This window comes from Streptomyces sp. DSM 116793 (assembly GCF_057320905.1).
On the sequence record NZ_CM170494.1, the window covers coordinates 750,674 to 764,748 of the forward strand.

10 protein-coding genes are annotated in these 14,075 nt (G+C 72.9%); 2 read left to right on the forward strand and 8 right to left on the reverse strand.

The annotated features are described in order from the left end of the window. Positions 1 to 230: 230 nt before the first annotated feature. The 4 genes from ACSMXW_RS03245 to pgsA all read right to left on the reverse strand — a co-directional run bounded on the left by ACSMXW_RS03245 (position 231) and on the right by pgsA (position 4,030). Positions 231 to 782 (reverse strand): LemA family protein, encoded by a 552-nt coding sequence (locus ACSMXW_RS03245; RefSeq protein WP_485803893.1) that lies wholly within the window; start codon positions 780 to 782, stop codon positions 231 to 233. A 352-nt stretch (positions 783 to 1,134) separates the two neighbouring features. After that, positions 1,135 to 2,343, reverse strand: coding sequence for a glycosyltransferase family 4 protein (locus ACSMXW_RS03250; RefSeq protein WP_485803895.1), 1,209 nt, complete (start codon positions 2,341 to 2,343; stop codon positions 1,135 to 1,137). Further along, entirely contained in the window at positions 2,340 to 3,269 is a 930-nt protein-coding gene (locus ACSMXW_RS03255; RefSeq protein ID WP_485807756.1) for a phosphatidylinositol mannoside acyltransferase, read from the reverse strand. The genes ACSMXW_RS03250 and ACSMXW_RS03255 overlap by 4 nt, the downstream gene beginning before the upstream one ends. A gap of 92 nt (positions 3,270 to 3,361) precedes the next feature. Further along, positions 3,362 to 4,030 carry a phosphatidylinositol phosphate synthase gene (gene pgsA / locus ACSMXW_RS03260; protein WP_485803897.1) on the reverse strand — a complete coding sequence of 223 codons (669 nt, stop codon included), beginning with the start codon at positions 4,028 to 4,030 and terminating at the stop codon, positions 3,362 to 3,364. 250 nt (positions 4,031 to 4,280) lie between these two features. On the opposite strand from pgsA, the gene ACSMXW_RS03265 reads away from it, so the two are divergent. Continuing rightward, positions 4,281 to 6,497 carry an elongation factor G-like protein EF-G2 gene (locus tag ACSMXW_RS03265; RefSeq protein WP_485803899.1) on the forward strand — a complete coding sequence of 739 codons (2,217 nt, stop codon included), beginning with the start codon at positions 4,281 to 4,283 and terminating at the stop codon, positions 6,495 to 6,497. Positions 6,498 to 6,942: 445 nt separating this feature from the next. Next, positions 6,943 to 8,610 carry a hypothetical protein gene (locus tag ACSMXW_RS03270; RefSeq protein WP_485807758.1) on the forward strand — a complete coding sequence of 556 codons (1,668 nt, stop codon included), beginning with the start codon at positions 6,943 to 6,945 and terminating at the stop codon, positions 8,608 to 8,610. 148 nt (positions 8,611 to 8,758) lie between these two features. Here the strand turns inward: ACSMXW_RS03270 and ACSMXW_RS03275 are convergent, their stop codons facing one another. The 4 genes from ACSMXW_RS03275 to ACSMXW_RS03290 form a co-directional block, all read right to left on the reverse strand. Next, positions 8,759 to 9,325 (reverse strand): HIT family protein, encoded by a 567-nt coding sequence (locus ACSMXW_RS03275; protein WP_485803901.1) that lies wholly within the window; start codon positions 9,323 to 9,325, stop codon positions 8,759 to 8,761. 90 nt (positions 9,326 to 9,415) lie between these two features. After that, positions 9,416 to 11,398: a threonine--tRNA ligase gene (gene thrS / locus ACSMXW_RS03280; protein WP_485803902.1), complete on the reverse strand. Its 1,983-nt coding sequence runs from the start codon at positions 11,396 to 11,398 to the stop codon at positions 9,416 to 9,418. 490 nt (positions 11,399 to 11,888) lie between these two features. Then, positions 11,889 to 13,271: a hypothetical protein gene (locus tag ACSMXW_RS03285; protein WP_485803903.1), complete on the reverse strand. Its 1,383-nt coding sequence runs from the start codon at positions 13,269 to 13,271 to the stop codon at positions 11,889 to 11,891. Continuing rightward, positions 13,268 to 13,900 (reverse strand): DUF4365 domain-containing protein, encoded by a 633-nt coding sequence (locus ACSMXW_RS03290; protein ID WP_485803904.1) that lies wholly within the window; start codon positions 13,898 to 13,900, stop codon positions 13,268 to 13,270. The genes ACSMXW_RS03285 and ACSMXW_RS03290 overlap by 4 nt, the downstream gene beginning before the upstream one ends. Between the last annotated feature and the right edge of the window lie 175 nt (positions 13,901 to 14,075).

Sequence of the window (14,075 nt, forward strand, 5' to 3'; positions counted from 1 at the left end):
CGGCGCCTTGCGGTGATCTGCTCGCCCACAGGCGCCTTGCCGCGATCTGCCCGCCCACAGGCGCCTTGCCGCGATCTGCCCGCCCACAGGCGCCTTGCCGCGATCTGCCCGCCCACAGGCGCCTTGCCGCGATCTGCCCGCCCACCGGCGGGTGGGGGCCGGTCGCGGGCTCCTCGAAGAGCGCCGGAGCGCGGCCGGGACGGTCGGGTCCGCGGAGGTCGGAACCCCGTCTACGCGGCGAGCCGGTCCGCCAGGGCCGCGGGCGGCCGGTCGTCCATCTCGAAGGCCATCGGGAAGGGCGCATGGCCGGCGAGCCGGAACCACCTCACCTTGCGGTGCCTGCGCAGCGCACGGGCGGCGCCGACGGCGTCGTTGTGGAAGCGGCGTGCCATGGGCACCCGCCGTACGGCCTGGGAGAGCTCCTGGATGGCCGCCTCGCCGCCGGGCGCCTCACGGACCGCCTCCACCTGCTGGGCCTCCGAGAAGACCGCTCGCAGCGCCTGGCTCAGCTCGCTCTCGGCGACCTCCCGCTGCTCCTCCTCGGCCTGCCGGGAGGCGTGCGCGGCCTCGTAGAGCACGATGGACGCGGCCGGATCGAGGACACCGGAGGTCGCCAGTTCCTGGGCGACCGAGGCGCGCCGCACCAATTGGGCGTCGAGCGCGGCTCGGGTGGCGTCGATGCGGGCGTGCAGCCGGTCCAGCCGTCCCGCGGTCCAGCTCAGGTAGAGGGCGATCGCGATCAGGACGACGACGATCCAGATCAGTGTGGTCACGGGCGGCAAGGCTACCCGTGTGCGGTGCGGCCGCCCGCGTCCACCGTCGGTCGGGGGCAGGGCCCCGATGCCCCCGGCCCCCGGGCGCCGCTCGCCCTGTCCCTTGCGGGCGCGTTTCCGGCGGCCGGCCCGTGCAAGCCGTGGGAGCCGTGGGAGCCGTGCGCGCAGTTCCCCGCGCCGCAGTTCCCCGCGCCCTTCTCAGGGCCCGTCCTGCTCCATGCCGGCTCGATTCCCCGCCACGGCCCGTGGCGGCCGAGCACGCAGGGCCCCGCAGGGCCCCGGCCCCTTCCAGGGCCGCCCCGGACGACCCCGCCCCCGATGCCCCGGCGATGCCGCCTCCCGTGCAGGCGCGTCCTGGTGCTCAGTCGCGGGCCAGCCCGAGGCGGGCCCGTAGGCCCGTGGTGCGCTCGTCGGCGGCCACGGAGGCCGCGCCGTCGGTGACGGTCTCGTAGACGGCCAGGATGTCCGCGCCGACCGTCGACCAGTCGAAGCGCCGTACATGGGCGCTGCCGCGGCGGCGCAGCTCGGTGCGGCGCGCGTCGTCGCCGAGCAGCCGTACCGCGGCGGCGGCCAGCGCGTCGGCGTCCTCGTTGGCGAACAGCTCGCCGGCCGCGCCGTGGTCCAGGACCTGGGCGAAGGCGTCCAGGTCGGAGGCGAGCACCGGCGCCCCGGCGGACATCGCCTCCACGAGGATGATCCCGAAGCTCTCGCCGCCCGTGTTGGGCGCCACGTAGAGGTCGACGCTGCGCAGCAGGCGGGCCTTGTCCTCGTCACTGACCATGCCGAGGAACTCCACGCGCGCGTGCAGGTGCTCCGGGAGGCTCTCCAGGGCCTCCTTGCTGTCGCCGCGCCCGGCGACCAGGAGCCGGGCACCGGGGCGCTCCGCGAGGATCTTCGGCAGCGCCCTCATCAGCACGGGCAGGCCCTTGCGTGGCTCGTCGATGCGCCCTATGAAGCCGATCGTGCCGCCCTCGGCCCGCCCGCCGTCCGCGGCGGTCCCCCGGGTGAGCTCCGACTGCCAGGCCGCCCGGGGCTCGGCCTTGGCGAAGAAGTCGACGTCGACACCGTTGGGGATGACGACGGCGTCGCCGCCCAGGTGCTCGACGAGCGTGCGCCGGGCGTACTCGCTGACCGCGATGCGCGCGCTGATCTTCTCCAGGGCGTGCTGGAGGAGCGCGTACGCGGCGATCATCGCCTTGGAGCGCGGATTGGACGTGTGGAAGGTGGCCACCATGGGCCCCTGGGCGGCCCAGCAGGTGAGCAGCCCCAGCGACGGCGAACTGGGCTCGTGGATGTGGATGACGTCGAAGGAGCCGTCGTGCAGCCAGCGGCGGACCCGGGCCGCCGACAGGATGCCGAAGTTGAGCCGCGCGACCGATCCGTTGTAGGGCACGGGGACGGCCCGGCCCGCGGAGACCACGTACGGCGGCAGGGGCGTGTCGTCGTCCGCGGGGGCCAGCACGGAGACCTCGTGGCCGCGGCCGATCAGGTGCTGGGCGAGATCGCGGATGTGGAACTGGACGCCGCCGGGCACGTCCCAGGAGTACGGGCAGACGATGCCGATCCTCACGGCGTCTCCCGGTCGGCCCCGGCGCTCTGCCGGGCGGGGTCGAGGTCGGCGAGCCAGAGCCGTTGCAGCATGTGCCAGTCCTCCGGGTGTTCGGCGATGCCCGCGGCGAACACGTCGGCGAGGGCCTGTGTCATCACAGACGCCTTTTCGCGGCGGTTGCCTGCCTCGGGGACGTCGATGGCCGGATGCACCCGGCCCCGCATCACCGGTGACCCGTCGTACCAGAGGGTGACCGGCAGCAGCAGGGCGCCGGTCTGCTGGGCGAGCATCGCGGGGCCCCCGGGCATCCGGGTGCGCTCCCCGAAGAACGTCACCTCGGTTCCCGAGGCGGACAGGTCGCGGTCGGCGACCAGGCAGACCAGGCCGCCGGCGCGCAGCCGCCGTGCCAGGGTGCCGAAGGCCGAGCCTCCGGTGTGCGGTAGCACCTCCATGCCGAGACCGGCCCGGTAGGCGACGAACCGGTCGTAGAGGGACTCCGGCTTGAGGCGTTCCATGACGGTGGTGAACGGCGTCCGGAGCGCGGTGGTGACCCAGGCGCCCGCCAGGTCCCAGTTGCCGAGGTGGGGCAGCGCCAGGATGACGCCCCGGCCGGAGGCGAGGCCGTCCGTCAGGTGGTGCACGTCCTTCGGGTCGAAGCCACTGCGGATCCGCTCCTCGCTCCAGGCGGGGAGCCGGAAGGACTCCATCCAGTAGCGCATGTAGGACCGCATGCCCGCCTTGGAGAGGGCGCTGAGCCGCTCCGGGCCGGCGCCTGGCACCACACGGGCGAGGTTGCGCTCCAGTTGCCGCACGCCCTTGCCGCGGCGCTGCCAGGCGGTGTCCGCGATGGTCCGCCCGAGCCGGACGGCGACGGGCTCGGGGAGTCTCTTGACGGTGCCCCAGCCGAGGCCGTACAGCGCGTCACTCAGGTGCTCCGTGGCTCGCACCGCGAGGCCGCGGCCCGTGCCGCCCGGCACCGCCGTGGCACCGTGCGGCCCCGGGCCCTCGCCCGGGGCACCGGAGGAGTCCTCCGTACCGCTCATGAGGCGGCCCCGCTGCTGCTCTGGGCCGGGGTGCCCGCGTCGGCCTCCTCGGCCTCCTTGCGGACGGTGACGACGCGCTGGACGAGCGTGATCAGGCTGCCCACGGCCACCGCCCACAGGGCGATCGGCAGGAGCACCTGGATGCCCGGCACACCGAACTTGTGCAGGCCCGCGAACCCGGCGAGGACCAGCGTGACCACCAGCCGCTCCGCGCGCTCGACCAGGCCGTTCACCGCGACCGGCAGCCCGATCGCCTCGCCGCGCGCCTTGGTGTACGACACCACCTGGCCGCTGGCCAGGCAGAACAGGGTGACGGCACAGAGGATGTCGTTGTCGCCGCGGCCCGCGTACCAGAGCGCGAGGCCGCCGAAGACGGCGGCGTCCGCGACGCGGTCCAGCGTGGAGTCGAGGAAGGCGCCCCAGCGGCTGGAGCGGCCGAGCTGGCGGGCCATGTTGCCGTCCACCAGGTCCGAGAAGACGAACAGGGTGATGACGACCGTGCCCCAGAAGAACTCGCCACGGGGGAAGAACACCAGAGCGCCCGCCACCACCCCGGCCGTACCGATCAGGGTGACCGTGTCGGGGCTGACCCCGCGGCGGATGAGGAAGGCGGCGAACGGGGTGAGGACACGCGTGAAGAACGCACGCGCGTACTTGTTCAGCATGGTTTTCCCGAGGGTCCGTGGGACGGGCGGCCCCTGCTGGCCGCCGGATGGCCCATCGTAGCCACGCGTGCGCGGGGGCCGCCCCCGGGCACCCGTGGCCGGCGGGATCCCGTACGACGTATGGACGCACCATGACGGGAGTGGAAAGCTCGAAAGACAACCGCGGGCGTCGCCGGAGCCGCCACCGCACGCGGCCCGCGCGCCCCGCGCCAGGCAGGACCTCACCGAGTACGTGACCGGGAGGCACAGCATGGGCGACAAGGCGAACACCCACACCGGGGCCGCCGGCAGGGCAGCGACGGCCGGCCACCCCGCCTCGGTACGGAACGTGGTACTGGTCGGCCACAGCGGTTCGGGCAAGACGACGCTGGTGGAGGCCCTCGCGCTGACGGCCGGAGCGGTGAACCGCGCGGGCCGCGTCGAGGACGGCGGCACCCTTTCCGACTACGACGAGATAGAGCACCGGCAGCAGCGCTCGGTACAGCTCTCACTGATCCCCCTGGAATGGGGCGGATACAAGATCAACCTTCTGGACACTCCCGGATACGCCGACTTCGTCGGGGAACTCAGGGCCGGTCTGCGAGCGGCGGACGCGGCCCTTTTCGTCGTCTCGGCAGCGGAGGGCGCGGAGGGCATCATGGGCGCGCCCCGCGCCGTGTGGGAGGAGTGCGCGGCCGTGGGCATGCCGCGCGCCATCGTGATCACCCACCTGGAGGCCGCACGCGCCGACTTCGAGGAGATGACCCGGGTGTGCGCCGAGGCGTTCGGCGCGGACGATCCGGACGCGGTGCTGCCGCTGTACCTGCCGCTGTACGGCACGCCGGGACCGGACGGCCACGCGCCGGTGACCGGTCTGACCGGCCTGCTGTCGCAGCGTGTGTACGACTACGCCTCGGGCACGCGCGAGGAGCGGGAGCCCGACGAGGAGCGGGTGCCGCTGATCACCGAGGCGCGTAACCGGCTCATCGAGGGGATCATCTCCGAGAGCGAGGACGAGACCCTCATGGACCGCTATCTCGAGGGCTCGGAGATCGACGTCAAGACGCTGGTGGCGGATCTGGAGAAGGCGGTGGCGCGCGGCGTGTTCCACCCGGTGTTGGCGGCCGCCCCGGCTCCGGCCGGCTGCCGCGCCGGACTCGGCACCGTGGAGCTGCTGGAGCTGATGACGGGCGGCTTCCCCTCGCCCCTCGAGCACCCGGTGCCCACGGTGACCACTCCGCAGGGCGCGTCGCGGCCCACGCCGGCCTGTGACCCAAAGGGGCCGCTGGTCGCCGAGGTGGTGAAGACGGCGTCGGACCCGTACGTGGGGCGGGTGTCGCTGGTCCGGGTCTTCTCCGGGACGCTGCGCCCCGACGAGACGGTGCACGTCTCGGGACACGGCATGGCGGACCGCGGCATGGACGAGCGCGCCCTGCACGAGGCGGACGAGCGCCTGGGCGCGCTGACGTCGCCGTTCGGCAAGCAGCAGCGGCCGCTGGCGCAGTGCGTGGCCGGCGACCTGGCCTGCGTCTCGAAGCTCTCGCAGGCCGAGACCGGTGACACGCTCTCCGGGCGGGACACCCCCCTGCTGATGGAGCCGTGGGAGATGCCCGACCCGCTGCTGCCGCTGGCCATCGAGGCGCACAGCAAGGCGGACGAGGACAAGTTGTCCCAGGGCCTGGCCCGTCTTGTCGCCGAGGATCCGACGATGCGCCTGGAGCAGAACCAGGACACCCACCAGTTGGTGCTGTGGTGCCTGGGCGAGGCCCACGCGGACGTCGCCCTGGAGCGGCTGCGTTCGCGTTACGGGGTGCAGGTCGACGTCGTGCCGTACAAGGTGTCCCTGCGGGAGACCTTCGCGGGCAAGGCGGCCGGCCGCGGGCGCCATGTGAAGCAGTCCGGCGGGCATGGGCAGTTCGCGATCTGCGAGATCGAGGTGGAGCCCCTGCCCGAGGGCAGCGGCATCGAGTTCGTCGACAAGGTCGTCGGCGGCGCGGTGCCGCGGCAGTTCATCCCGTCCGTGGAGAAGGGCGTGCGCGCCCAGGCCGCGAAGGGGGTGGCGACCGGCAGTCCACTGGTCGACGTGCGGGTCACCCTGCTCGACGGCAAGGCGCACTCGGTCGACTCGTCCGACGCGGCGTTCCAGACGGCGGGCGCGCTCGCCCTGCGCGAGGCCGCGGTGGGCGCCCGGATCCATCTGCTGGAACCCGTGGCGGAGGTGCGGGTGCTCGTCGGGGACTCCTACGTTGGTGCCGTGATGAGCGACCTGTCGGGCCGGCGCGGACGTGTGGTCGGCACCGAGCAGGCGCCGGGCGGGCGCACGCTGATCCGCGCCGAGGTTCCCGAGATCGAGATCGGCCGGTACGCGGTCGACCTGCGTTCCCTCTCGCACGGCACCGCGCAGTTCGGGCGCTCCTACGCCCGGCACGAGCCGATGCCCCCGCAGATCGCTGAACGGATCCGCGATCAGGCCACGGCCGTCGCATGAACCGGCACACAACCGGGGAGACACTGCTTGATCGAACGACACGACGTGACCTGATGTGACACGGAGTGCCCGGATGCCCGCCCGTGCGGGCGGCATCGGGTGCACGTGCCCCATCGGGCGTGACACCAGCGGGACATGCACGACGAGCGGAACGAGCCGGTACGGCGGAGCGCGCCCGAGCGGGTGCGAGGCCCGGGGCGAGGTCCGGCCGGCGTGGGCGAGCGGTCGGGCCGGCCGCCGGGCTGCCCCGGGGCGGGGCGGCCTTCGCGCACGTCCGGGCCGAGTCGGCCGGGCGCACGGGAGGGCGGGCGAGGTTTTCCACAGGCCCGAGCAGAGATCTTCCGACCTCGATACGCTGATGACCTGATCAAGTCGATGACCCGACCAACAGGTGTGCCGGGCAGGGAAGTCGGGAAGGGCCCGCAAGAGCGCGGGCGTGGCGGCGATGGGGGCGGCAGTGGCGGACGACGTATTCGATTTCAGGCCGGGAGCACAGGTCCCGCTCGCGGGTGCCCCGGGCCAGACCGCGGCCACGCAGGCCCTGGCGTCGGCCGCGTACCGCGACAGCGACGTCGAGAAGATCCTCGACGCCAACAGCGACTGGCACCAGTCGAAGGTGAAGCCGGGCAAGATCGCCCTGTTCAAGCCCAATCTGGGTGAGGCCTTCTCGCGTGCCGTCCAGGTGCGGATGCTGGGCGGGGGGCGCAAGCCGCTCATCCAGTCCTTCGGCACCGAGCCGCAGGTGATCGTCGAGCACTGCCTGGCCGCGAGCCGCATCCGCCGCCAGCGCGACAGCTGGCTGACGGCCGTGATGGTGCTGTGCGGGCTGATCTTCCTGCCGGGCCTGGTCGCCTGGCTGCTGGTCTTCCAGCTCCGGCGGTTGATCAACAAGACCTCCGACAAGCGGGCCTCCGCGCTCTCCACCGCGCTGCTGCTGGGCTTCGCGATCCTGGCGGTGATCTTCATCGTCAAGCTGCCCTTCACGGGCTTCTGGGCCTGGTACGGCCGGGCCTGCCTCGTGGCACCGGTGATCGGCTGGTACTGGGCCCGGCGGATCTGCGAGCGCACGGCCCAGGATCTCCGCGACCGGTGGGCAGGACTGCTCTCCGGCGGCGGCGTCGGCCCCAAGATCCCGGAGGCGGTGCCGACCCATCCCAATGAGACCGGCGCCGAGCAGCTCCGGCAGGGCCTGGCCAAGCTCTCCGCGGAGCAGCAGTCCAATTCCGTGTTCTACGCCGGGCCCAAGGGCATCCTCGGCATGGGCACCCGCTGGGGAAGCTGGCAGCTGGCGGAGGACCTGGTGCCCCGCGAGCCGGGCACGGAGATCAACCCCTTCCGCAGCTGGGACGTGATACGCGCCATCCACGACCAGCTCCGCCTGCTGGAGCGCACCCCCATCCACACGGGCGGCTTCCCGACCCCGTCGGTACGGCACTGGATCGTCACCCCCATCGGCGAGAACGCGGACAGCGTCTCCCGGCCGAGCGGCACCGATGTGGAGGCGTTCCAGATCAAGCCTCACGAAATCCAGCGGATCTGCAACGAGCAGCAGTTCGGCAGCGGCAACCGCCACTATCTGGGCGTGCAGTTCACCTTGTGGGACGGTCAGCTCGTGATCACCATGCTGATCACGGTGACCGTGCTCCACCAGACGCTGCGCATCGAGGTGACCGGGCATGCGCTGGGGCCGGTGCACTCGCTGTTCACGTCGAAGCCCTCGCCCGAGACGAAGACGGTCGCGAAGCCGATCAGGTTCTGGGAGACCAAGTCCATCACGCTGCCGGTGGTCAAGCCGGACGAGGTGGTGCGGCTCGCCGTGCGCGCCCCGTTCACGTGGTATCCGCCGCTGCTGGACTTCCTGGGCGGCAGCCTGGCGCTGCCCGAGCCGTTCGGCCTCCGGCACGCCTGGGCGGACAAGCCGTGGCGGCACCGATTCATGGCCGACGACGCCCTGCGCACCGCCACTCCCGTGCTCCGGGTGGTCCATGCGGCAGCGATCAAGGTCCTGCAGGAGAACGGCGTCGACACCGAGAAGTTCGGCAGCCGCTCCGGCGCCCTCAGCGGTCAGATCCAGGACCCGTCGCCGGGCAAGGCGGATGTGTACGACGCGTAGCGGCGCCGGCGCGGACGGCCGGCTGGGGCCCGTTGCGGTGCCGGGCCGGTCCTCCGGGGCCGCGGCTGAGTGAGGTCGCGGCACGAGCGTGGGTGCCCTGGACCGGCCGGGGCACCCTCCGTTCCGCCCTCGTGTGGGTCCTGGCCGGCTACTCGGCCGTCGTCGGCCAGGCCGCGGCGAGCATGGTGCGGGTGTCCGCGAGGAGCTGCGGCAGCACCTTGGTGTGGGCCACGACCGGCATGAAGTTGGTGTCGCCGCCCCAGCGGGGCACGACATGCTGGTGCAGGTGGGCGGCGATGCCCGCGCCCGCGACGGCTCCCTGGTTCATGCCGATGTTGAAGCCGTGCGCGCCGGAGGCGACCCGCAGGGCGGTCATCGCCTGCTTGGTGAGTTCGGCGAGCTCCGCGGTCTCCTGGACGGTGAGGTCCGTGTAGTCGGCGACGTGCCGGAAGGGGACGACCATGAGGTGTCCGCCGTTGTACGGGTAGAGGTTCAGCACCGCGTAGACCTGCTCGCCGCGCCTGACGATCAGCCCGTCCTCGTCGGACTTTGCCGGAATGGAGCAGAAGGGACATCCGTCGCCCGCTCCCGGGCCGGTCGGCTTGTTCTCGCCCTGGATGTACGCCATCCGATGGGGCGTCCACAGGCGCTGGAACGCGTCCGGCGTCCCCACCCCGATCTGCTGCTCCGGCTCACTCGTCATGGTGTGCAGCATATGGCTTCACGGGGCAGGCAGGGCAAAGGCCCCCGGAGGGTTCCGGAGGCCTTCGGGCCGCTGGTCGGGAGTGCCGCCGACGCGCTCGTGTCAGACCTGGGCGCGGTCCTCGACGACCTTCACGATCTTCGCCAGGGCCTCGTCGACGGGGATGCCGTTCTCCTGGGAGCCGTCGCGGTAGCGGAAGGAGACGGTGCCCGCGTTCATGTCGTCGTCGCCGACGATCACCATGAAGGGGATCTTCTCCTTCTGGGCGTTCCTGATCTTCTTCTGCATCCGGTCCGCCGAGGTGTCGACCTCGACCCTGAGGCCCCGGTCCCTGGCCTTCCTGGCGAACTCAGCCAGGTACGGCACGTGGCTGTCCCCGACCGGGATCCCGATCGCCTGCACCGGCGCGAGCCACGCCGGGAAGGCACCCGCGTAGTGCTCCAGCAGCACGGCGAAGAACCGCTCGATGGAGCCGAAGAGGGCCCTGTGGATCATCACGGGCTGCTGCTTGGAGCCGTCCGCGGCGGTGTACTCCAGGCCGAACCGCTTGGGCTGCTGGAAGTCGACCTGGATAGTGGACATCTGCCAGGAGCGGCCGATGGCGTCACGGGCCTGCACGGAGATCTTCGGGCCGTAGTACGCGGCGCCGCCCGGGTCGGGCACCAGCGGCAGGCCCTGCTTCTCGGCGGCCTGGCGCAGGGTCTCGGTGGCCTCCTCCCACTCCGCGTCCTCGCCGATGAACTTGTCGGACTCCGGGTCGCGGGTGGAGAGCTCCAGCTCGAAGTCGTGCAGGCCGTAGTCGCGCAGCAGGTCGAGCACGAAGGTCAGGAGCGAGTCGAGCTCCTGCGGCATCTGCTCCTTGGTGCAGTAGATGTGCGAGTCGTCCTGGGTGAAGCCCCGGGAGCGGGTCAGGCCGTGCACGACGCCCGACTTCTCGTAGCGGTAGACGGTGCCGAACTCGAAGAGGCGCAGGGGGAGTTCGCGGTAGGAGCGGCCGCGGGCCTTGTAGACCAGGTTGTGCATCGGGCAGTTCATCGCCTTGAGGCGGTAGTTCTGCTCGTCGAACTGCAGCGGCGGGAACATGGCCTCGGCGTAGCTCGGCAGGTGGCCCGAGATCTCGAAGAGGCGTTCCTTGGAGATGTGCGGGGTGTTCACGAACTGGTAGTCCGCGTCCTCGTGCCGCCGGCGGGAGTAGGTCTCCATCTCGCGCCGCACGATGCCGCCCTTGGGGTGGAAGACGGCGAGGCCGGGGCCGAGTTCCTCCGGGAACGAGAAGAGGTCCAGCTCGTTGCCGAGCTTGCGGTGGTCGCGGCGCTCGGCCTCCGCGAGGAAGTCGAGGTGCGCCTTCAGTTCGTCCTTGGACGGCCATGCGGTGCCGTAGATCCGCTGGAGCTGCGGGTTCTTCTCGCTGCCGCGCCAGTAGGCGGCGGCCGAGCGCATCAGCTTGAACGCCGGGATGGCGCGGGTGGTGGGCAGGTGCGGGCCGCGGCAGAGGTCCTTCCAGCACAGCTCGCCGGTCTTGGCGTCGAGATTGTCGTAGATGGTCAGCTCGCCGCCGCCGACCTCGGCGTCGGCGCCCTCGGCGGCCTGCGCCGCGTTCCCCTTGAGGCCGATCAGCTCCAGCTTGTACGGCTCGTCGGCCAGTTCCTCGCGCGCCGCCTCGTCGGTGGTGACCCGGCGCGAGAAGCGCTGGCCGCGCTTCTGGATCTCCTGCATCTTCTTCTCGATGCGCTTGAGGTCCTCGGGGGTGAACGGCTCGGGGACGTCGAAGTCGTAGTAGAAGCCGTCCCGGATGGGCGGGCCGATGCCCAGCTTGGCCTCGGGGAAGATCTCCTGCACGGCCTGGGCCATGACGTGCGCGGTGGAGTGGCGCAGGATGTTCAGACCGTCCTGGGAGGAGATCTCGACGGGCTCGACCTGCTCGCCGTCCTTGACCTCGTACGCGAGGTCCTTCAGCTCGCCGCCCACGCGGGCCGCGACGACGGTGCGCTCGCCGGCGAAGAGGTCGGCGGCCGTAGTGCCCGGGGTGACCACGCGCTCTTCCCGCTCGGAAACGCGTTGGATGATCACACGGACGTCTGACACCGGTCTCTCCTGCCTGAAGGTGGGTGCGGCGCACCGGCTCGGCTGCGCCGTCGGTGCTCGATCGTACCGAGCCCCGGGTGCCGACCGCTAAACAGCCGCCCGCGGCCCCGGCCGACCGGCATCGCCGGCCCGCGTGCGGCGCACAGCCGGTCCGGGGCCGGCCCGTCCGCGGCGCGCGGTCCACCTGAGTTCCGGACCGTCCGCGGCGCGCGATGCGCACGGCCCCGCGGGTGCCCGCGCACGGCCCGCACGGCCCGCGGGTCGCCCACCGCACACGGCCCGCACGGCCCGCGGGTCGCCACCGGGCGGCCCTCGGGCGCTCGCGGCTCCCCCACGGCGGGGGCCCGGCCGAACCAGGCGCCGCGGACTGCCGCCGCAGCCGGCGGCGGGCCGCCCGCGGTCCGACCGAACCCGCGGCTCCCCCCGCCAGGCGAGTCGGCCGGACCCGCGGCTCTCCACGGCGCACGGTCCGCTCACGCCCCCACCGGTCTCAGTCTCCGCTGCACGCCTCCCCGAAGAAGTCCAGGTTCTCCTGGAGCGACTTCATCAGGCTGTCCCGCTCCGCCTCGTCGACCTGGACGGGCACCACGTCATGGGCGTCGGTGAGCCTGCGGAAGCCGCCGCGGCTCTCCAGCCTGCCGTGCACCCGGATCGGCAGCCCCACCAGGTGCGCATGCCCCGCGATGCGGTACGCCTCCTCGTCGAGGGTCAGCCGCACCCAGGCCACCTCGGCGCCGGCGAGCACCCGGAGCCGCACGGTGCCCTCGCCACGTGGGCCGGAGCTGCGCAGGCGGACGACGGTGCCGGTGACGCGGACCGGTACGGAGGGCTCGGTGCGCTGGTAGCGGGCGCTCGCCTCGCGCAGCGCGGGCAGGTCGCCCGGGGAGAACTCGACGGGTTCCGAGGCGGCCGCACAGCCCTCGGGCGCGCCGGCCGCGGGCGACCATGCGACGCCGATCCGGGCGCCCTGGGTGCCGCGCACCAGGGCGACGAGCGACTCGGTCAGCTCATGGCTGACGCCTGCTGCCACGGCGCCCTCGAAGGCGTCCATGCGGCCGGTGGCACGCCGGTAGTCGATGGCCTCCCGGGCGGCGAAGAGCGCCTGGTGCAGCCGGACCGCGAGGGGCCGGGCCACGTCGACGGGCAGGAACGCGGTGAGCCGCCGTCCGCCCTCCGCCGTGCCCACCAGCACGTTCCGCAGCGATGCGGCCGCCGGGCCGCGGTGCCGTGCGCCGTAGTACCCGGCGCTGGCGCGGGTCGCGAGGGCACCGGCCAGCAGCATCCGGCGGGCGGCGCCCCGCAGCCTCTCCTCCACCGGCCATGCTGGGGCCCCCTCCCCCACCGCTCCGAAGGCGTGGGGGGCGCCCCCGGGGCCGATGGGCACATCGCGCCACCAGCGGATCTCGTCGCTGGGCACGGCGAGCGCGAGCAGCACCTCACGGGCGGCGGGCGTGCCGCTGCGGTCCAGAGCGGTGAGGGCATCGCCGAGCAGGTCCTCGCTGTCGGGATAGCCGCGGCTCTCGGGGACCAGCAGGCTGGTGCCCGTGCCCCGGCCCTCCGCGGCGCCGGGCGGGGTCCAGCGGCCGTACCGGCCGGGCGGGCCGCCGCGGCGCTGCCAGCCGTGCCGGGCGAGCAGGGCGCCGAGCACCGCCGGGTCCACCCGGTCCGGCTCGGGCGCCCGGTACCAGGGGCCTTCGGTGTCGGCGGGGTGCTCCCTGCCTCCGTCGCCGAACCCTCCGTGGGGTGCCTGACCGGGCCCGCCGCCCCGGCCGGGGCCGGGATCCCGGCCCCGCGCGGGCCCGGGCCCCTGGGCGGGCGGCGTGCCCCGTGCGGGCCGCGGCCGCGGGGGCTGGTCGAAGGGTGGGTGTGTCACGGTGTGCCTCCCCTTCCGACCCGCGTCATGATCTCGCAGAGCGCACGGTCGTCGAAGATGCGTGAGGTCGGTATCCGCACGGTCGTCCTGCGCCGGCCGGTGATCGGGTGCCCGGCGAGGTTGATCCAGTAGCAGCAGTGCCGCAGGTCGAGCCGGTCGTGACCGGCTCGCAGCCAGTCGTCCTGGGAGCGTGGGACGAGCATCACGACGAGGATCTTGTGCACGGAGACGGGGGTGCGGGCGAGCTTCGCCAGGTGCTCGTTGTCCAGGGTGAACGAGAAGGTCTCGCCCGTCCGGCGGGGGGCGGTCCGGCCGGGTCCGGGCGGGCGCCGGGCGGCCGGGTTGGGCGGGATCTGGTAGGTGCATTTGAGCTGCACCTTGATGGTCACCTCGTCGTCGACCGTGTGCCCCGGTGCGCTGTGGCTGACGTGCCAGTCGATGCCGTTGTCGGGAAAGGGCTGTGAGAGCGAGCAGCCGGCGGCCGCGGCGACCGCGTGCAGATAGCCCACCTGCAGGGTCTCCATGCAGGCGGTGACGGCGAGGCTGCCGCGCAGCGCGGACGGCGTGGTGCCGGGCTGCCGCCCGTCCGCGGGGGACAGCCCGCCCCGTTCGGGCTGCGCGAGGGTCATGTCCCACGGGCCTTCCGGAATTGGTGCATCCCCACGTGGGGCCTCAACCACCGGGCCCCGTACCCGTGTTGTCTCCGTGTGCCGTCGGGCGCAAACGGCGTAGTGCGCAAACAGCCCGGGTATCACCAAATCGGGGCAGGAGACGGCGCGTCAACTGCCGAAGGCCATGAGGGAG

Excerpts from the sequence above, each read along its gene's own strand:
- pgsA (WP_485803897.1), bottom strand. The coding sequence starts at position 4,030 with ATGCTGAACAAGTACGCGCGTGCGTTCTTCACGCGTGTCCTCACCCCG.
- ACSMXW_RS03265 (WP_485803899.1), top strand. The coding sequence starts at position 4,281 with ATGGGCGACAAGGCGAACACCCACACCGGGGCCGCCGGCAGGGCAGCG.
- ACSMXW_RS03270 (WP_485807758.1), top strand. The coding sequence starts at position 6,943 with ATGGGGGCGGCAGTGGCGGACGACGTATTCGATTTCAGGCCGGGAGCA.
- ACSMXW_RS03275 (WP_485803901.1), bottom strand. The coding sequence starts at position 9,325 with ATGCTGCACACCATGACGAGTGAGCCGGAGCAGCAGATCGGGGTGGGG.
- ACSMXW_RS03290 (WP_485803904.1), bottom strand. The coding sequence starts at position 13,900 with ATGACCCTCGCGCAGCCCGAACGGGGCGGGCTGTCCCCCGCGGACGGG.